Annotated in this window: 14 protein-coding genes; 2 read left to right on the top strand and 12 right to left on the bottom strand. The window is 57.1% G+C overall.

The window, feature by feature from the left end:
* Nucleotides 1-130: 130 nt before the first annotated feature.
* The gene (locus M0Q23_07365; protein MCK9528442.1) at nucleotides 131-697 is read right to left on the bottom strand and encodes a DUF6305 family protein; all 567 of its coding nucleotides are present in this window, start codon (nucleotides 695-697) and stop codon (nucleotides 131-133) included.
* 65 nt (nucleotides 698-762) lie between these two features.
* Nucleotides 763-2,646, bottom strand: a complete 1,884-nt coding sequence (locus M0Q23_07370; GenBank protein ID MCK9528443.1) for a CocE/NonD family hydrolase — start codon at nucleotides 2,644-2,646, stop codon at nucleotides 763-765.
* A 49-nt stretch (nucleotides 2,647-2,695) separates the two neighbouring features.
* Between M0Q23_07370 and M0Q23_07375 the strand changes: the two genes are divergently transcribed.
* Nucleotides 2,696-3,172, top strand: a complete 477-nt coding sequence (locus M0Q23_07375; GenBank protein MCK9528444.1) for a transposase — start codon at nucleotides 2,696-2,698, stop codon at nucleotides 3,170-3,172.
* Between the two features lie 286 nt (nucleotides 3,173-3,458).
* Here M0Q23_07375 and M0Q23_07380 read toward each other — a convergent pair whose 3' ends face one another.
* From M0Q23_07380 to M0Q23_07405, 6 genes are all read right to left on the bottom strand, one after another.
* Complete coding sequence (locus tag M0Q23_07380) at nucleotides 3,459-4,196, bottom strand: efflux RND transporter periplasmic adaptor subunit (GenBank protein MCK9528445.1); 738 nt, start codon at nucleotides 4,194-4,196, stop codon at nucleotides 3,459-3,461.
* Between the two features lie 4 nt (nucleotides 4,197-4,200).
* Nucleotides 4,201-6,207, bottom strand: a complete 2,007-nt coding sequence (locus tag M0Q23_07385; GenBank protein MCK9528446.1) for a preprotein translocase subunit SecA — start codon at nucleotides 6,205-6,207, stop codon at nucleotides 4,201-4,203.
* A 108-nt stretch (nucleotides 6,208-6,315) separates the two neighbouring features.
* Nucleotides 6,316-8,463: a hypothetical protein gene (locus tag M0Q23_07390; protein MCK9528447.1), complete on the bottom strand. Its 2,148-nt coding sequence runs from the start codon at nucleotides 8,461-8,463 to the stop codon at nucleotides 6,316-6,318.
* Between the two features lie 16 nt (nucleotides 8,464-8,479).
* Nucleotides 8,480-10,333, bottom strand: a complete 1,854-nt coding sequence (locus M0Q23_07395; GenBank protein ID MCK9528448.1) for an HlyD family efflux transporter periplasmic adaptor subunit — start codon at nucleotides 10,331-10,333, stop codon at nucleotides 8,480-8,482.
* Nucleotides 10,334-10,429: 96 nt separating this feature from the next.
* Nucleotides 10,430-10,786, bottom strand: a complete 357-nt coding sequence (locus M0Q23_07400; protein MCK9528449.1) for a DUF3467 domain-containing protein — start codon at nucleotides 10,784-10,786, stop codon at nucleotides 10,430-10,432.
* A 157-nt stretch (nucleotides 10,787-10,943) separates the two neighbouring features.
* Nucleotides 10,944-12,008: a methyltransferase domain-containing protein gene (locus tag M0Q23_07405; protein ID MCK9528450.1), complete on the bottom strand. Its 1,065-nt coding sequence runs from the start codon at nucleotides 12,006-12,008 to the stop codon at nucleotides 10,944-10,946.
* An 876-nt stretch (nucleotides 12,009-12,884) separates the two neighbouring features.
* Between M0Q23_07405 and M0Q23_07410 the strand changes: the two genes are divergently transcribed.
* Nucleotides 12,885-13,502 (top strand): hypothetical protein, encoded by a 618-nt coding sequence (locus tag M0Q23_07410; GenBank protein ID MCK9528451.1) that lies wholly within the window; start codon nucleotides 12,885-12,887, stop codon nucleotides 13,500-13,502.
* Nucleotides 13,503-13,563: 61 nt separating this feature from the next.
* Here M0Q23_07410 and M0Q23_07415 read toward each other — a convergent pair whose 3' ends face one another.
* The 4 genes from M0Q23_07415 to M0Q23_07430 all read right to left on the bottom strand — a co-directional run.
* Nucleotides 13,564-14,430: a hypothetical protein gene (locus M0Q23_07415; GenBank protein MCK9528452.1), complete on the bottom strand. Its 867-nt coding sequence runs from the start codon at nucleotides 14,428-14,430 to the stop codon at nucleotides 13,564-13,566.
* 7 nt (nucleotides 14,431-14,437) lie between these two features.
* Nucleotides 14,438-15,349: a radical SAM protein gene (locus M0Q23_07420; GenBank protein ID MCK9528453.1), complete on the bottom strand. Its 912-nt coding sequence runs from the start codon at nucleotides 15,347-15,349 to the stop codon at nucleotides 14,438-14,440.
* Nucleotides 15,350-15,361: 12 nt separating this feature from the next.
* Nucleotides 15,362-16,477 (bottom strand): DUF3467 domain-containing protein, encoded by a 1,116-nt coding sequence (locus M0Q23_07425; GenBank protein MCK9528454.1) that lies wholly within the window; start codon nucleotides 16,475-16,477, stop codon nucleotides 15,362-15,364.
* 73 nt (nucleotides 16,478-16,550) lie between these two features.
* Nucleotides 16,551-18,170 (bottom strand): hypothetical protein (locus tag M0Q23_07430; protein MCK9528455.1); only part of this gene is annotated, 1,620 nt, incomplete at its 5' end.

The following is an 18,170-nucleotide window of genomic DNA, read 5'->3' on the forward strand; positions in this document are numbered from 1 at the left end:
CTTTTGATATTTTTAGCGTGCTTACAATGATGCCCCTGTATGACTAGGCGTCAGGGAGTTTGGGCGGGCACATGACAAGTTTTGGTCTCGGCCAAACCGGCGGAAGTCAGACGCCGGTTTGGCCGATTTTTTAGCTGTCTGGGCTCAGCTTCGAGAGCACTTCGATCATCTCCATGGTTTTGTCGAGCAATATGATGGGCTTGTCGCCGGCAGCCTTGGTGAAATAGCCATCCTTATTGCCGCCGTCATAGACAATATAAGCGTCCGCCAGGGGCATGGCGACCTTCAGCAGCAGGTTGCTCATATCGTCTCGACGTTCTTCCCCGCCGATGTGAGTCAAAATGACTGGGATCCCGTGTTCCTTGGCCGTCTTGAAGATCGCCTTGGCCCGGACCGTTTCGGTATCCAGGTTCACGCCGGCCGAGCCAAAACCCTTCAGGCTGACACCCACATTGACGATGATAGTCTTGGCCTCGGCCGCGTCTTCCGGAGTGGCCAGGGTCTTGTAGTCCACGGCCGCCTTGGCCCTCTTGGCCAAAACGCTCATGGTATGCACATCGGCGGCCTGGCCTAGGGAAGTAAGCAGCACCGGCGGCTTAAGTTTGGGAAATGCGGAGGTACTATCCTCGGCCTTGGACGCACCGGCTGCGCCCAAGGCCAGCAGGCCGATTATCAGGTAGACAAAGATCTTCTTCATAGTCATAACCTCAAATAAAGTAATTTTCTCAATCGTTCATGTCACAAACCGGCTGGAAATCCCGATTAGCGGGGAATGACCGGTAACGTTACATGAGACGGATGCGCCGGATCAAGGTAGATGGTATTGGTGGCCTTGACCCATTCCGTGGCCTGTTCCGGCAATTCAGCCACGTTCATGTTGCGACTCCAACGGGGGAAACTGCTGCTGTTGATGGTGACCCGGATGCAATGTCCCGCCTTAAAGACATGGCTGGTGGCCCACAGATCTATTTCATAGGCATAGATCTTCCCCGGTTCGATCAGCGTGGGGCGAAGGCCGGATTCACGAAAACGGGCTCGCTGAATACCGTCCACTATGTTGATGGCCATGCCGTCCGGGGCTACGTCGGAAACACGCACCACCCAGTCGGTGTCAACCGCCGAAGAAGCGGCGTAGATGAGTGCCTTGACCGGTCCTGTGACTTCCATGTCCTTTTTCAGGGGACTCGTAGTGAAAGTCAGGCTCTTCATATCCACGGGACGTTGGTCTTCCGCCGCGGCGTTGGCCGAGCCATCCGGGCCGTAAGGGAACAGATACAGGGTGTTGCCCCCTCGGGTAGGCGTGGGATTTTCAGGATCATAAACATAGGATTGCGACTTGGCATCCTTGGTGGGGGCCTGAGTGGAAAGAGTGCCGTCGTTGAGAGATTTGATCGTCCCGCTGGTGCCATCGCCAAGATAGAACTTGGTATACTGGGTTCGAGCCAGGGGCCACTCCTTTTCCGTGCGCCAAACATTTTCGCCGGTGACAAAGATCTTGACCGGAGCATCCGTCGAGAAGGTTTCATGTTGGATATCTTTCATCCAGTAATCCAGGAATTCCAGTCGGGTGGTGTGATAATCGTCGACGCTCAAGCCGGGCGCGAAATCGAGAATGCCCTGTTTTGTGCTGACCGGCGCCAGATGGTGCCACGGACCCATGATCAGGCGCTGATTATCTCGAGCCAGTTCGTTCGCCCCCTTATCCTGGATTTCTTTGAAAGATACATAGGAACCGGGCTGGAAGATATCATACCAACCACCCATGTGCATCATCGGCACCTTGATTTCCCGGTAATAGGATCTCGGGTTGATTTTCCACCAATAAACCCCATCGGTCGGGTTCTCGGCCCATTCTTTGAGCAGATTCACGTTTCCGATTTGACTGAGTTCAAAATTGACCGCCGGAATCACGGAATAGGCGGACACCTTGTCGGCTTGAACCAAGGCCATGCTGTCCATCCATTCCTTGGCGGCCTCGGCAGATAGGTTGCGCTTGGCCAAATCCGGCCCTAGGGTGGTGGAAGACCAAGAAGCGATAAAGACATATTCCATGGCTCCTCCGCGATAATACCATTCACGCCAGAGATCGGCGGCGGTCAAACCCGGCACTGCGCAAACCAGATGCGGGGGCTGGGCGATAGAGGCGTTGAATTGAACCTGACCCATGTATGAAATACCGATGGGTGCGACCTTGCCGTTGCTCCAAGGTTGTTTGGCCATCCATTCCACCACGTCATAACAGTCATCCTGCTCTTGGGCATGGGGGATGAAAACACCACCGGAATTGAGTCGTCCCCGGGATTCCCAAGTCACTGCAACATAGCCTCGGGGCACGAAAAAGTCATGGGTCCCCTTGGCCATTTCCGAAGATGATTTTTTGCCGTACGGCGTGCCTTCCATCAGAGCCGGAAACATGCCGTCGGCTTTGGGTCGGTGCACGTCGGCCTTGACGATGGTGCCGTCACGCAAGGCGATTTCCACGTCATAATCAACAATAACCTCGTACTGCGGTTTCGATGGCTCGCCCAGCTTGGCGTTGGGGTTACCCTTGACCGCCCAGGCGACCTGCGCAATGGAAAGTATCAGGACGCAGGCTACAACACCAATCCACAGCCTCCAGACAGGTTGGACAAATCGTTTTTTCATAATAACTCCTCCTTGAATTAAAAATGTGAGTGGTGGAACTCTTCCGCAGATGATTCCGGCTTCACCTGCAATTCATTGTTTTTATTGTAAAATAGAGGCCAACCGGGTCAGGGGATTTGCTCCGAAAGGGCAGACACCGGGGGTCCGATTGGTTGCCGAGAAGAACCATGTCAGCATGATCTCGGCCATCACCAAGGACGGAAAGGTTCGGTTCATGATGCATCGGGACCCCATGAACTCCAGGCTTTTGATGAAGTTCATGACCCGTCTGACGAAAGATACCGGTCGCAAGGCCTTTTTGATTCTGGATAATCTTCGTGTTCATCATAACCTAGAAGGCAGACAATGGTTGGAAGATCATCACGAACAGATTGAAGTTTTTCATCTTCCATCCTATTCGTCGGAGCTCAATTCGGATGAACACTTGAACGGAAATCTCAAGAACAAAATTCACTCAGGGGAGCCAGTCCGCAACCGGGAAGATTTGGAAAAGAAAACCCGTTCATTCATGAAAACGCTCATCTAGAAGCTACTTCAAACATCATAAAGTTGACTATGCCGCATAACAAAATTCATATGTTTATTTATTTAATAGCTAAGTTTTTACACGCTGTCAACTCCCAAAATCCGCGGTTCGTGGCAATGGCTTCGTAGCGTACTCCGGGGTCGGCAAAGAGGTCGGCCTGGTAGGGACGACGCAGCACAATCAACCGAAAGAAATGACGGGAATGATGCATGCAGTGCGCCGTCTCGACACCATGGCCATTCTGAAGTGGTCGAAATGACACAACCGATAGTTTTTCAGAGGGCTCTCATTGAAACCTTACCGTGCAGTTAAGGCCCGCGGGCAAACGATGATCGGGGTTGGAAAGTTCCACGCGGACGCCGAAGGTTCCGCTCGCGGCGTCGATGACCTCGTCTACGATCACTACCGTGCCCTGGAAGACCCCCCTCAGGGGGAGCTCGGGGCGTACCTCCGCCTTCATGCCTTTTGCTATGGTACCGTAGAGATCGACGGGTACCACCACTTCAACATTGAGCGGGTTGATCCGGGCGATGCGCATGATTGACCCTTCGCCGATATACTCGCCGGGCCCAAGATGCCGTTCTACAACGGTTCCTGTCACGGGACTCACGATGGTGCGCAGTTTGAGCCGTTCGAGCGCCTCCTGAAGCTGAAGCTCCATGATGCGCACCTCCGTTTCCATCTCGTCCTTTTCATGAATAGAGATCATCTGTTTCTGATACAATTCCTCGTTCCGCAGAACCCGCCTCTTGCCGAAATCGAGACGGGCACGGGCCAGTTCGACCTGGGCCGTCTCCACTCCCGACTTGAGAACGGCCAGCGTCTGGCCTCCCCGAATCCGCTCCCCCCGCTCAACGGCAACGCTTTCGATGATGCCCGGAACCTGGCTGCTGACCTCGATCACCTCGCTGGGTTCTATGATTCCCCGGTGGAAGAGATCGTCCCCTTCACCGGACCAGGCGGGGCCGCCTGCCGCTGACAGCAAGGCCGCAATACACCAACCGATGACCACTGCTTTTCTCATGCCTCTACTCGCTCCTTCCGGAAAACGACAAGGTATCGCTCCGCTCTTCATCGTACCGGAGCAGGCGTTTGCGAACTCCCGCGTGAACCCGTTCCACCCGTCGCTGGGCCTTTTTCAGCGCATGCCTGCCCAGAGGCTTCCACAGGTCCGATCCTCCCCGGCTGAGCCCCGCGACCATCCTGCCCGTGATTCCGCGATATCCATCTCTGAGGAGAGGGTCTTCAAGTGAAACAAAAACTTCGCACATTCCGGGATCTCCCTGCCGGCCGCACCGTCCCGCGAGCTGGCGATCAATACGGCCCGCCTCGTGGCGTTCCGTCATGAGGACCTGTAACCCCCCCCGTTCCGCCACTCCGGAAGCGAGCTTGATATCCGTGCCCCGGCCCGCCATGTTCGTGGCTATGGTCACCCGACCCGGCTTACCGGCACCGGCCACGATGAGCGCCTCCTCCCTGTCCTGTTTCGCGTTGAGAACCTGGTGAGGAATCCCCCGGTCATCAAGCATAAGGCTCAGGTGTTCCGAAGCGGCAACGGTCCGGGTTCCTATCAGTACCGGAAGGTTGCGGCGGTGAAGTTCTTCCACGCGGCGTGTCACATGTTCATACTTCTCATCGAGGCCCCGGAAGATTTCATCGCGGAGGATCTTTCTCCTCAGCGGCCGGTTGGTCGGTATGGCCACCACCGGCAGGCCGTAAATGGACCAGAGCTCCCGGCGGACCTCCCGGGCCGTTCCCGTCATTCCCGAGAGCTTCAGGTAACGCCTGAAAAAGCGCTGATAGCTTATACGGGCCACCGTTTCCCTCTGCCCCGTTACCTCGCATCCTTCCTTTATCTCGATAAGCTGGTGAAGTCCCCCCTCCCAGGAACGGTCGGGCATCACCCGTCCGGTGAACTCATCGATGATCTGAACAGTCCCATCGCTCACCAGGTAATGCTCGTCCCGGCGGTACAGGAAGAGAGCCGTCAAGGCCTTGCGAACCAGTTCTTCACGCCTGACGGGACTCTGCCAGACCGTTCCCATGTCCGCTGTGATCCGCTGGACCTCTTCACGGCCCCGGTCGGTTACCATGACCGCCCTCAGTCCCTGATCGGCCTCGTAACGGAGGGTGTAGTGAACGTTCTCGACCAGGTCTTTCGTCAGTTCGAGGGCCTGTTTCATGGATCGTTCTTCATCCTTCGAAGACTCGCTTCGGGAAATGATAAGCGGCGTCCGGGCTTCGTCGACCAGAACGCTGTCCGCCTCGTCCACGATAGCATAATGCAAACCTCGAAGCATCAGCTGATCGCTTCTGCCGTTCCGGCGGGACAGGCGTTCCGCGTGGAGCTTCAGTTCACCGAAGGTATCGCCCAGGACTATTCGATCCCTGAGATAGTCGAAAACCACCTCCTTGTTCGTGCAGTAGGTGATGTCACAGCCATAGGCTTCCCGACGCTGGACCGGCGTCTTCTCATGTATGACGCAACCCACGGAAAGATCGAAAAAGCGGTAGACGTCTCCCATGAGCCGGGCGTCCCGGTCCGTCAGATAATCGTTGACGGTAATGATATGCACGGGGATGCCCGCCAGGGCGACCGTGACCGCCGGAAGGGTCGCCACCAGTGTTTTTCCTTCACCCGTCTCCATTTCCGCCAGCAAACCCCGCAGCATCGCGTAGCCTCCCATGAGCTGGCAGTCAAAATGTCTCATCCCGAGAACTCTCCATGCGGCCTCCCTGACCAGGGCAAAGGATGCGCCCGCCAGGGAAAGCGAGAAGCCCTCCACCCGGAGCCGGTGCCGCAGGGACTCACTCCTGCGACGCAGATCATCATCGGATAGCCTGTCCAGGTCGACGGCGGCCCGTTCCACGTGATCGACGATTTTTTTCAGTCTTCCCGGCCGGGAACTCCAGGGCCGCACTCCATAGCCCGCAATTTCCCAGGCCAGACGGTCAAGGAAAGTCCTGCGTCCTTCCTTCCGTTCCGGACGGGCGAAATGATCCGCCCTGGGCCAGCTGGAAACCTTTGCGAACATGCCGATCCTTCCGGTCTGATTCCTCCGGGATACTCTCTTCCGGGGGACAAGCTGACTCATCGCGGAGCCGTTATATGCCTATGGTTTCGGCTGCTCCGCCCAAGTTCGTCATATGCTGAAAGTCTTCATAAACACGCGCCGCAACGTCCGATACCACTGGGAAGCAAGGGTTTCCGCCTCATGCTCGAATCTCAGGTACACCCGTGAGCCGAGACGGTCTTCGATCCGCTCCTCCAGGGCGATCTCAAAATAAAACAATGGCTCAAAGGAGCGGCTGGTATCGCTTTCACGGGGATCGAGGGCGAATGAACCGCCGCCCTCCAGCGCAAAGGCAAGGGTCGGCAGGACGGTAGAAGCCGCAGGCACTTCCCTGATCAGTCGTGCCGAGATTCGTCGACACACCTGATCGGACGGCCGGGCGAGGACGGAACGGACGGTATGCCGAATGGTGCCCACCTGGGCCTGCGTGACGGGAACAAGAACGAAGACCGCCCCATAGTCAACCACGTATCCCAGGGCGTCTCCCCGTCGGACGAAACGGCCGGGCAGATCGTCCGCCTGGGGAAGAATGAAGTAACCGTCAGAGGGACTGCTCACCACCAGGGCGTCACACCGTTCCCGCGCGAGTTCCAGTTCACTTTCGACGAGGGCTATTTCCTCCTGAAGGATCCGTTCTTCAGTCCGGCTGGTAACAAGAGCGATGAGGTGGCGGGACTGATATTCCCTCAGCCTCGCCTCGAGAAGCTTCACGCCGATGTCCACATCGGGATTTTCCAGAACCAGAAGGGCCTGCCCCCTTGTCACCTTGCTGCCGGGCAGTGTCAGGATTTCACGGACGGTTCCCTCCGTCTCAACTCGCACCTGTGACTGCTCTCCGGGCCACAGAACTCCCTGGGCCATGGTCGTGGAGGGAACGCGAAGAATAAAAACCAGGAACAGGACCAGTCCGGCACATCCCAGAGCCCAGGCCAGGATTCGTGAGCGCCGCTTATAGAGTTCCGAATCGGATACAATCGCTTTGATCATCCTGAAAAAAGGCATCAGTATCAGGCCGATCATGGCCCAGAGGGCAATGAGAACACCAATGAAAAAGAATTTACCCGACACGAAAAGGGCTATCCTGATACTGATGAAAATCCGGTAGGCAAAGGAGGCGATGCCGTAAACGACAAGCCACACGGCCTCCCGTCGATCGGCCGGGGTGAACCGTGCCTCGTCGTTTCTGACCAGGTACCGCTGGGCCAGGTATCCGATGTAGCGATTCGAACGGGATCCCAGGTTTGGAATTTCCAGGTAATCGGCCAGTACGTAGTAGGCATCGAAACGAAGCAGGGGATTTCCGTTAAAGAAAATGGTGGAGACACCGGCGATGATGATGACATTGAATGCCAGCGCCCGCAGGGCGCCTGGATCGAGATTGACCCAGAGGATCATGGCCAGCGCGGCTATGAACATCTCCGCGGCAATGCCGATGAAGCCGACGACCATTCTTCGTTTCCTGTCTTTAAAAGCCGATGCCGTCGACGCGTCAAGGTAGGGCACGGGAACAAAAACGAGAAACATGATACCCATTTCATGAACTTCACCGCCCCAGTGCTTCACCGCCCAGGCATGGGAAAACTCGTGGACCGTCTTCACGGCCGGATAGATGAGCCACAGGAAAAGAAGGTTTTCCAGTGCCAGAACACGATCGGCCAGATTCGTGGTCAGCCCGTCCCAGTGCATGAAGGCAAGCACCGCCGCCGTGATCACCACGGCCAGCCAGACGAGGGCCGCGGGAAGACTGAAAAAGGGGGCCGCGAGATTCCTGGTCCGCTCCAGAAACCGGTCCGGATCAAAAATGGGAATTCGGATCGCCACGGGGGAACGAACCCGGCTCCAGAATTTTTTCTTTTTATCCTGGCGACTTCGATGCTGGATGTTGTCGATGTCAGGCGTTATATCCGACTGAAGCACATCGGCCTGATTCAGTTTCGAAAGGAGCGTGATGACTTCTTCCTGTGTGGGCATGTCATCACCCAGGTGACGACAGGCCGCCTCCCATATCTCCTGGAGCGTCCTGGTACCGTCCATGAGACCGATGAGATAATATGTCTCCCGGGTAAAACGGTGAAAGCGGCCCGAGGAATGATCCTGGAGGACATACCAGACATGGCTCCTGAAAATGTGGCGATGGATCTCCGCGTGACTTCTGAGAACGGGCCTGAGTCCCGCCACGCGGTACCAGGAGCTGCTGTAGAGATTCTTTTCAGACATCGACGATTACCGTTTTTCAGGGCCACCAGGACCAGAGCTTCAGCCGGAACCACTCAATGACAGGCCGCATCCAGATGACGACATACAGCCGCTGATCGACCTGTATTTTTCCAACCCCTTCCATACCCGGCCTGAGAGCGGGCGATATCCGATCAAGGGTGGCTTCTACGCGAAAATAATTCTTCCCTTCCCCCGCAGTGGTAAGCGGCGTGATTTTTTCCACCGTAAAGGCATATTTTTCCGCCGGAAGCGCTGACAGGACCAGGACGCCCCCCTGACCTTCCTCTACATCGGCTATGTCGGATTCATCAACCTTCAATATAACCCGGTAGGCATCGAGCGGGGCGATCTGGAACAGTTCCTCCCCCTGGCGGACGGCCCCCCCCAGGCGCTGGCTGAGATCGCCGCTTAAAACGATGCCGTCGAAGGGTGCCCGGATGGCGACTCGATCAAGCTTGCTTTCCGCCAGCTCCAGCTGGGCCAGGGCCTGGTCGAGCTGTGCCCTGATCACATTCGCTTCAGCACGGTTACGCTGGGCGATTGCTTCCTGGAGCTGACGCTGGTACTGGTTCTGCCTGCCCAGCCATTGAAGCCGTTCCAGTCGAAGATCCCTGTCATCAAGAGAGCACAGAAGCTCATCGAGACCGACCACGTCGCCGGCCCGGGCCGGTGCCTCGCGGATAAATCCATCGAAAGGAGCCACGATGGATCGTTGAACGGCTCCTTCAAGCACGGTATCCGCGGTGATTCGATAGTCTCCTCCGGCGAAGGACAGAACCGCCGCCAGGAGTACGACGGCAATCAACGCCGCCTTGCGACCCGTATATCCGGCACCGAAGAACCTGGCGGCCTGTCGTTTCAGGGAACCAATCACACTGTAAATGACGGGGCGATCCTGATGATGCTTGTTTTCAAGGGCGGGACCGGAGAGGGCGACTACACTCTTCACATAGGCACGTTCGTCCTCACTGAAGGGATTATCTTTCTGCCGTTCCAGGGTCAGTGCCCCGTAGTAGCGTCCTTTGGCGAACAGCGGGACGGTCATGACGGCCCGGCTGCCGTGTTTCTGTGCCAGCTGTTCGTGGTCACGAATGACGAAGGTTGAAGAGCCGGGAAGAGGTGGACAGGTAATTTCCGCCCGCTGGCTGACCGCTTCATCCATGGCGGCACCGATCGCCCGGAGCAGGTTCATTTTGCTCCCCACGACCGCTGAATGGGATAGCGCTTCGACGCGGGCGTATTTCTTCTTTATAAGGCCGAGGCTGACACGATCGCAGGACAGCCTCGTTGAAAGGGCCGTGACGAACGCCATGGCCGCCCCGTCGAAGTGATCCTCCGCCAGAACTCCGGCCAGAATATCAATGGCCGCTTTCAGGCGACCGAGGGCATCACCGTCATCCCGGTTTCGACGTTGACGGTGGTAGTTTTCGATCCAGATCGCGCCCCACTTGAGGCTCTCCATGGCCTGGCGGAGCAGGTCTTCCTTTGCGACCGCCACTTCAACGGCAACGGCTCCGAGGCATTCTCCGTCGGCAATGACGGGATAGGCAAGGCCGTAGCGGGATGACTCGCCTGAAGGGGCCAACTCGACGAACATCGCCTCTTTTTCGGCAAGCGACTGTTCCAGCACATCGGCCAGGCGCTCACCGTCTCCTCCACCGCTCTCGGGCCAGGAAGCAACCGGCAGGTATCCCTGCCTACCGGAATCGGCCAGAACGAGAACTCCGCTGACACAACCATGAACGGATGAGCATTGAATGGCAAGCCACGACGAAAGAAAGGTTTCCCGGTCTTCCGAACCCTCCAGTCCCGCCCAGTGCATTCCTGTTGTGCCCGATTCGTGTTCCTGCCCGTCGGCATAGGATTCCATGGGTACTACCCGCTCCCGGCGCGTTCCGGTCCTGGAAGTCTACAAAACCGCCTGATCGTCACCAGCCGGAAAACACCGGGAAAACCGGCATGAAAATCAGGCATTCCTCCCGCCCGCGGGATGCGTCTCACCTGTTTCAATGCTTATCTCTCCATAGCGATCCTCATACTGGCGAATAACATTTGAAAGAAGCAGTGCCATGCGCTTTGCGGCAAAAGGATTGAGGATGACCCGATCGCTCATGTCAACCGTCAGCTCCCGCTGTTCAGGGTTCCAGGTCTTGTTGATGCCGAAGAGGATGGTAAATTCCTCGCGGGTGCTTGACACATTACACACGTTGGCATAGCTGGTATTCATCTTCGCCACGTCCCACTTTATGGTGGTCTTCATGTCATCAGCGCCGGTCCCGGTTACTTCTTTCGCCAGATCGTTGTCTTTTTTTTGTGCCGTCATGTATTCTGTCCTCCCGGAATAAAAAATAGTCGAGAAAATCCTTCTTTGCTGTTGCCGTTATGTATATCATCACGGGGTTTGTGTCAATGAAACCCTTCATAAAACGGTGCTTTTAACAGCACGGACGATCAGTTTTGCCTGATCCGGCATACAGGGTTCATTTTCCGTCGCCCCGACGACCCGTCACGAGAAGAAAAGGCATTTCCAGGGTAATTATTGTACTTTGAATGTCTGAAAATCCAAGGTCTCTCAGGACACTGCCATAGAATTCGGGTGCCCGGTAGCTGTGAAAAAAAATGAGGAAGGGAAGCACGGAATGGGCGGGAACACCGGTATTCGGAACCGGTGCGGCACGTTCGAAGAGTACCATGGCGCCCCCCGGCTCCAGGGAACCGGCTGCCTTTCTCATGAGGTCCCGGGCAACGTGGTCGGGCCAGTCATGAAGCATGGACTTAAAAATCACCAGGTCGTGTCCACCGGGGAAGTCGTCCGTCAGGGCATTCCCATTCCGGAATACGATTCTTGCCTCCTCGGGTTGCCCGGCGATGTGTTCCCTCCCTACGCGACAGACCAGGGAGAGATCCAGGACGGTGGCTCGAAGATCGGGGTGCGCGCGACAGAGCCGCAGGGCAAGCTCGCCGCTGTTTCCTCCCACGTCCAGAACGTTTTTGTGCCGGCTGAAATCATAATACTTCAGGCAGGCCCGGGCCTCGTACCTGGTCAGAACCGTGGTAATGTGCATCCATCGTTTCGTCATGGCGAGGTCTTCCTCTGTGAAACCGGAACCCCGGTCATAGGCAAAGAGTCGATGAAAGCGCGCCTTCGACATGAACCGCTCCGGGGAGGTCACCAGATCGGAAAAAAAGTCCAGAAAATCATGGGCGGCGAAATTGGACAGGGTCAGTCTCAGTTCCATCAGGTCTCGAAACCGCAGCGCGTCGACAAAGCGGTCGGTGAGGGAAAGGGTGCCCCGTTCCTCCCGGATCACCCCGGAGGAGGCAAGCAGGTCAAGCAGAAAATCCCCTCCCCTGCCGTCCAGACCCAGCTGTTCCAGCAGGGTTTGCGCCGTCGTTTCACCCTCCCGGCAGAGCATATCCACCAGTCCCGTCTCGAAGGCCGTCGCCAGTGCCCCGGCATCGAACATGTGCCTCATGAAATCGTCCACACAGAGAAAATCGAACTCCCTGTCAACGCTGCCGGCTGTATCTGCTGTTTTCTCCATTGTACGATCCCCCACACATGCTGTAACCGCTAAAGTATGACGTCCTCGTAAAAAACGCCCCAGTCCGCCTCCGGCGGTCCTGTATCATACAACTGACGTGCCCGTAAGCGGGCATCGTCGAGCATGGACGCGCCGGCGAACCCGGAGAAGGAGACCGAACTGACATCGGTGAAGGCAACGCCCCCATCTCCGGAATTGTGTACTTAATGATTTCATATACGTACGCCTATGTTACGTAGAAGTCCGGATGCCTGGTTGCGCTCCGGCCTTCGTCACTGCGGCGTACCGCATAGTACGCATCGAGACCTTTCATTGTGTCATTTCGAGGAGCGCCTTAAGATCCGTCATTTCGCGGAGCGCCTTAATATCCGTCATTTCGAGGAGCGGAGCGACGAGAAATCCTGATGATGGCCGTTAGTGAAAGATTTCTCCCTACGGTCGAAATGACAAAAATGGCTGGTATTCAAACCTCTCCTTGTCGTTTCGAGGAGCGTCTCGATTGTGTCCGAGGAGCGCCTTAAGGTCCGTCATTTCGAGGAGCGCAAGCGACGAGAAATCCATGTCCCGAGCAAAGCGAGGGATCTTTGAGACTTCTCACATGCCTTCGAAATGACAGGGGAACGTTCGAAGTGACACAATCGATAGTTTTTTTAAGGTCTCGCATCATTCCTCAAGGATGTGCGCGCTGTGCCTCAAGGAGCTTTTTACAAAGCCGTCCTCTATCAGACGTTTTTCGGACTTCTACGAATTCGTCAAGCATGAAAATGGTGCAAGTGCAAGTCTGCTGCACCGGCCGTGTCATTCCCGATTGAGTTTTTCCCCGGCAACCGGTATACTGCGCCATCAACATCGTCCGTTCCTGTGGAAGGAGGTTGCATGGGGCACATAATTGCCGTTTCGGGCCCCATCGGAAGCGGAAAAACGACGCTCGCCGGGGGAATCGCGGCGGTCCTGGGAAACGCTTCCATTCTTCACTATGACAGCTACGAACGGGCATCACGACAAGCTCCGAATGATGTTATCCGGTGGATATCCGAAGGGGCCGACTTCAATGCCTTTGTCCTTCCTGACCTGGTGAGCGACCTGTCCGCGCTCAAACGCGGCATATCCATAACCGACCCCCTCTCCGGAGAAACAACCAGGGCGGAAGACTATATTATTTTCGAAATGCCCCTGGGCAGGGAACATCGGCACACATCCCCCCTGATCGACCTGCTGGTATGGATTGACATTCCCCCCGATGTTGCCCTGGCCCGCAAAATGCGGGAATACACGGAAGGTTTCCTGACCGGGGGACACGGCCGGCACGGCCTTGAGTGGCTCAAGCGATACCTGGACACGTACCCTGCCATGATCCGGCCCATCATGGAAATCCTGCATGAAAGGGTTCGCCCCGGCGCGGACATCATCATAGACGGTCGCGATGATCCCCGCACCCAGGCCGACCGGGCCGCGAAAGAAATAACACGGCTGCTTGGTTCCGACCGGCACTGAAAGGGCTGACCGGCCTCGTTCGCGATTGTGTTTCAGGCGGACACCGGGCGGGACAAAACCTTCAGAACGTTCCATAATAACCGCTCTTGAGTATGACCAGTTCGCCCTCCTCCATGCGGTAATCAAATCCCACGTCAAAGCGAAGATGATCGAGCAGGGAATAGGAGTCCCGGACGAAGGAGACCAGCGGCCGGGGATACTCCATCCACTGAAGGAAAAAAAGAAACTGGTCGATGGTTATGCCGGAAAAATAGATGCAGTCGCTTCGCTGCTTGTTGGCACAGCAGATGGTGTGACAATCGCGAAGTTCGGGACGGATAATGTCGTCCAGGGGAATGCGGGTCCCGTCTATCTGGGCTGAACAGGAGACCTTCCCGACGATTTCCTCCATCCGGCCGGCGGGATGAAAGAAAAAATAAAAATTCTCCAGTCTCATGCCGTCCGCGGTCCGGGCGTAACAGATTCCCGACGAGACGGCACTGCCGGGATTGCCGATATAGATATGGGCGCAGTCAAGGTCCCGTTCGCCCCGTAGCAGTTCGTCGTCCACGTCGAGGGAAAACATGAAATAGTGCAGATTCTCATCGGGCACGACGGACGACCGCACCCAGGGGCTCATGACATGGAGCACCCGCGACAGGGACCGCTCCCGGTCACGGCGCCGGTAGTCATAAAAATAATATTCCCATCCCATGCGGTCTCCGGTTTTCTTCACTCCCCACACGGTGTTTCCCATGCCGATCTCCCAGCGCAGGGCGTCCACCAGGTCGTACATGGCGGGATCCGCACCCAGGTAGTGGAAGGAATGTCGCAGCAGATTGACGGAACGAAGTCTGCCCGCCGGTGAAAGGGCGGGGCGGTATTCCCAGAGACAATAATTGTAGAGAACATCATCCTCCCGGGCGTATTCAAGATCGAAGGAATGCATGGCCCGTTTACCTTTCTGAAGGTATCGGAACCGGCCGGAGCCGCTCCCGTTCATCGCCGAAAGCCGCCATGTAGGCTTTGGAAAGCCCCCAACAGGAACGGTCGGCGCACTGTCCGCGGTACGGACAGGAACCGAAAGCGCTTTTTTCAAACTCCTCCCAGAATGCCCCGGGCAGCACCGTCACAGGAAACCGGCTGTCGAAGACGACTCCCGCCGGCGCGGGCAGGCAGTGCGGGAAGGCCTTCAGCACCAGCGGGCGCGCCTCGGGACCCAGCATGTCCCTCAATCGGGGTACCAGGGATGTGACACTCCCGCAATCCATCACCAGGCCGCTCCGGTCGTCCTGCCGCATGGGAAAATAATTCCACAGGTGAAACTCGCTTATCGTCTCCGCCGAAAGAACCGCCATGAGAGTTTCCATGGCACCCTCGTTCGCCGATGTCAACACGGAATTGCTGATCACGTTCACGTCGTGGGCGGCCAGGTTCCGCAGGCCCTTCATGGTTTCGCGATAGGATCCCCTCCGGCGCGTAATACTGTCATGGACATCCTCTGTCCCGTGAATGCTGACAAAAAACTCGTTGACACCGCAGTCCACGAGCCGCCGCAGGTACCGGGGGTCGGCGAGCCGCCTGCCGTTCGTCTGTATCTGGATTGTCTTGAACCAGCCCAGGGAGGCGGCGAATTCGACATAACGAAACAGTTCATCGAAGGTGGTCACCTCGGCGCCCGACAGGATCAGGTTTTCATACAGCCGGCGTTCCCGCACACCGAGAACCACCTCCCGGAAACGCTCGAACCCTATCGGTGGAAGGGTGTCTTTGAATCCCTTCAGCATGCAGAGTACGCAATCGTTGTTGCAACCGAACCACAGGGAAATCACCAGGTAGGTTCGCAGATCGACTCGACGGGCCGGCATGGACATTCCCGGTTACCGCGAACTTCCGGCCACGCCGTAATAGAAGGTCAGAAATTCCCTTCCTTCCCGATCCAGACCGCCCGAGACGTGGCCGAAAATTCTCTGTTTCATGGGATCGTAGAGACGGTGAAATGATTCCGGGGGGATTTTCCAGGAACGGCAGGCGTCGCGAAGCAACGGATAGAGTTCCTCGAGGGTGAGGTTCGCCAGGTACATGTTGATGTCATAGGACGATCGGGGATTATTCTCCTCCGAGACCTCAAGATAAAGGAACTCTTGAGGATTCATGGCCCCTGCGGCCTTGTCCACGATGGCCCGCAGGATGTCGAAGGCTCCCCCTTCCTGACCGGGATAGAATCGCCGGCGCACACGATTCAAAATACCCTCCCCCGACAGGGAGGGATAGCAGGTGTAGCGGGCCAGGGTCGCCTTTCGATTGTCTGCCGCGTCCCACTTGAACCCCAGGTGGAGAAGAAAGGATTCCGGAACCTCGGGAAAGTCCCGGGCCGATTTCTCGAACATACCGCCGAACTCGAGGTAGGCCTTGTATGTTTCCCGCTTTTCATCACCCTCGTATCCGAAGAGCACAACGTTTGATTGATCAAAATGTTCGCGGTATATCTTCCGGAACCGGTGAGGCATGTCGAGATCGCGGCACAACCGCATCATTTCCTCCGCCGCATCGCCGCGAATATCGTTCCTGTTCAGTCCCAGGAGAAGCCGGTCTCCCCGAATGGTTCCGGGAGAAATTTTGAAGGAATGCTCGATCCCGTAATGAATGCCGAGGGCGTCCACAAGGCTTATAAGACGGCCCGTACCGGATATCGCTTCCGCAGGGCCGAGGCGCGGCACATTGCCCAGGGACGGAACGTTCCGTGACCCCCTCCTTGAAGGCAGGCTGATGACACCGTAACGCGATTCGTGCCGCGACAGCACATCATGTATCACTTGAGACAGCCGCTTTGCCGCCGCGGGGGTCAGGATCACCTGGGTCGCCGAATCGATGAGAATCTCCCGGCCCGCGGCAGAATCACTGTGAGCAGATCCAAAAACAAGGGAAATTTCTTCCCGTGTTTCTATAATCCGGGTATCCAGGACGCGGACCCGTCTGGGGACCGATGGTGTCATGAGTGCCATGCCCCCGGCGGAACAGTTCCTTCACATCCGTCTCCATGACCACTCCACCCGGATTTATCCTTCATTACAATCCCACGCTCCTCCAGCGTTTGAAGCGCCTCTTTTCCTGGCGGGCCGCCAGTTCCCTGAACGACTCACGATCGATGATAGCGGTCCTGGCAGGTGTTGTGCCTGAGAGTACCTTCCAGCCCATGATTCCGGCAATTGTCGCGCCGATACCGGACTGAACCCCATCTGTCCCGTCATCTTCATCGTACTCGTCCCGGCCGGAATCTTCTCCGGCACTCTCTTCGTAGTCGGCTCCCTCCAGCGGCGCCGCATCGGCGTCCCCCGGTTCTTCCCCACTGCCCGTGCCGTTCTCATGACCTCCGACATCCTCGACAGCGGTCTGATCCTCCGAACCGTCCTCGGCGCCGGCCTCGACGGTATCCTCCTCTACACCCGCGGGTGTCTGCCCCTCGGAGATGGAACCATGGTGATGCGGTGGACGGGGCTCATGAGACATACCGGTCAGGTCATAACTGCCGTCGTGGTCAGCCAGGTTCACTCCCGCGGCACCGACTTCCCAGCCGCCGGCTCCGGTTCCGAGGTACCATCCTTCTTCCGCTGAATCTTCGTCTCTGTAGACCGCGCCATCAAAAACCTCTTCCACATACTCTCGGGAATACAGCTCCGTCATGACATTGGAAACCAGATCGATGCTGTCCAGCCTTTCGATGGTGATCACCTGGTAGAGCGAAGGTACAAAGGTCACCCGTCCGTAGGAACCTATCATGATATCCTCGGAAAGATTTCCCACAAAAATGTCATTCCCGGCGCCCCCCATCATGATGTCGTTGCCGGGCCCACCTGACAGGAAATCGTCATCGCCGATGAAAATATGAGTGGTCGTAAGCATTTCCCACTGACCGTTTACGAGGGTTACCTGTCCACAGTCCCCGAATATGGCATCCCGGCCTGAACCGCCATAGAGGCTGTCGGAACCGGCGCCGCCGATCAGGATATTGGTCCCGCCGGTCGTTCGTACCTCGTCGTCACCACCGGTGGCGGGTTCTATGGTGTACACGAGGGACGGTCTGCCGGCGGCATCGTAGACGACGACACCGTGGTCACCGAAGAGAACGTCGTTGCCGTTTCCGGAACCGATCAGATCGGCTCCGGGACCGCCGATGATGTACTTCTCGCCGTTGCCCGTGACGATCACGTCGTCGCCGCCCGCGGAAGGCTCCGTCGACCTGATCACCGACAGCTTCAGGGACCCAACGGGACCGGCAAACTCCACATACCCGTTGTCGCCGAAAATCACCTCCGTGCCGTCGCCCGTGGTGATCACGTCATCGCCCATGCCGCCGAAAATCACCCCGTCACCGCTGCCCAGGGTTATCTCATCGTCGCCGCCGTACTCGGGATGCTCCGCCGTGTCCGTCGTCTCGAGAACCTTCGGAGCACCGTCCGTGTCATACCGAACGCGGCCGTGGTCGCCGAAAACCACGTGGTTCCCCGCACCGGCCGTTATGATGTCGGACCCGAACCCGCCCACAATGTGCTTCTCGCCGGCACCCGTGACGATCACGTCGTCGCCGCCCGCGGAAGGCTCCGTCGATCTGATCACCGACAGCTTCAGGGACCCAACGGGACCGGCGTATTCAACATACCCGTTGTCGCCGAAAATTACCTCCGTACC

The organism is Syntrophales bacterium (genome assembly GCA_023228425.1).
Classification (GTDB): domain Bacteria; phylum Desulfobacterota; class Syntrophia; order Syntrophales; family UBA2210; genus MLS-D.

Bases quoted from the DNA above. Each gene is read 5' to 3' on its own strand.
- M0Q23_07365 (MCK9528442.1), bottom strand. From the start codon at position 697: ATGAAGAAGATCTTTGTCTACCTGATAATCGGCCTGCTGGCCTTGGGC.
- M0Q23_07370 (MCK9528443.1), bottom strand. From the start codon at position 2,646: ATGAAAAAACGATTTGTCCAACCTGTCTGGAGGCTGTGGATTGGTGTT.
- M0Q23_07375 (MCK9528444.1), top strand. From the start codon at position 2,696: ATGATTCCGGCTTCACCTGCAATTCATTGTTTTTATTGTAAAATAGAG.
- M0Q23_07380 (MCK9528445.1), bottom strand. From the start codon at position 4,196: ATGAGAAAAGCAGTGGTCATCGGTTGGTGTATTGCGGCCTTGCTGTCA.
- M0Q23_07385 (MCK9528446.1), bottom strand. From the start codon at position 6,207: ATGTTCGCAAAGGTTTCCAGCTGGCCCAGGGCGGATCATTTCGCCCGT.
- M0Q23_07390 (MCK9528447.1), bottom strand. From the start codon at position 8,463: ATGTCTGAAAAGAATCTCTACAGCAGCTCCTGGTACCGCGTGGCGGGA.
- M0Q23_07395 (MCK9528448.1), bottom strand. From the start codon at position 10,333: ATGGAATCCTATGCCGACGGGCAGGAACACGAATCGGGCACAACAGGA.
- M0Q23_07400 (MCK9528449.1), bottom strand. From the start codon at position 10,786: ATGACGGCACAAAAAAAAGACAACGATCTGGCGAAAGAAGTAACCGGG.
- M0Q23_07405 (MCK9528450.1), bottom strand. From the start codon at position 12,008: ATGGAGAAAACAGCAGATACAGCCGGCAGCGTTGACAGGGAGTTCGAT.
- M0Q23_07410 (MCK9528451.1), top strand. From the start codon at position 12,885: ATGGGGCACATAATTGCCGTTTCGGGCCCCATCGGAAGCGGAAAAACG.
- M0Q23_07415 (MCK9528452.1), bottom strand. From the start codon at position 14,430: ATGCATTCCTTCGATCTTGAATACGCCCGGGAGGATGATGTTCTCTAC.
- M0Q23_07420 (MCK9528453.1), bottom strand. From the start codon at position 15,349: ATGCCGGCCCGTCGAGTCGATCTGCGAACCTACCTGGTGATTTCCCTG.
- M0Q23_07425 (MCK9528454.1), bottom strand. From the start codon at position 16,477: ATGACACCATCGGTCCCCAGACGGGTCCGCGTCCTGGATACCCGGATT.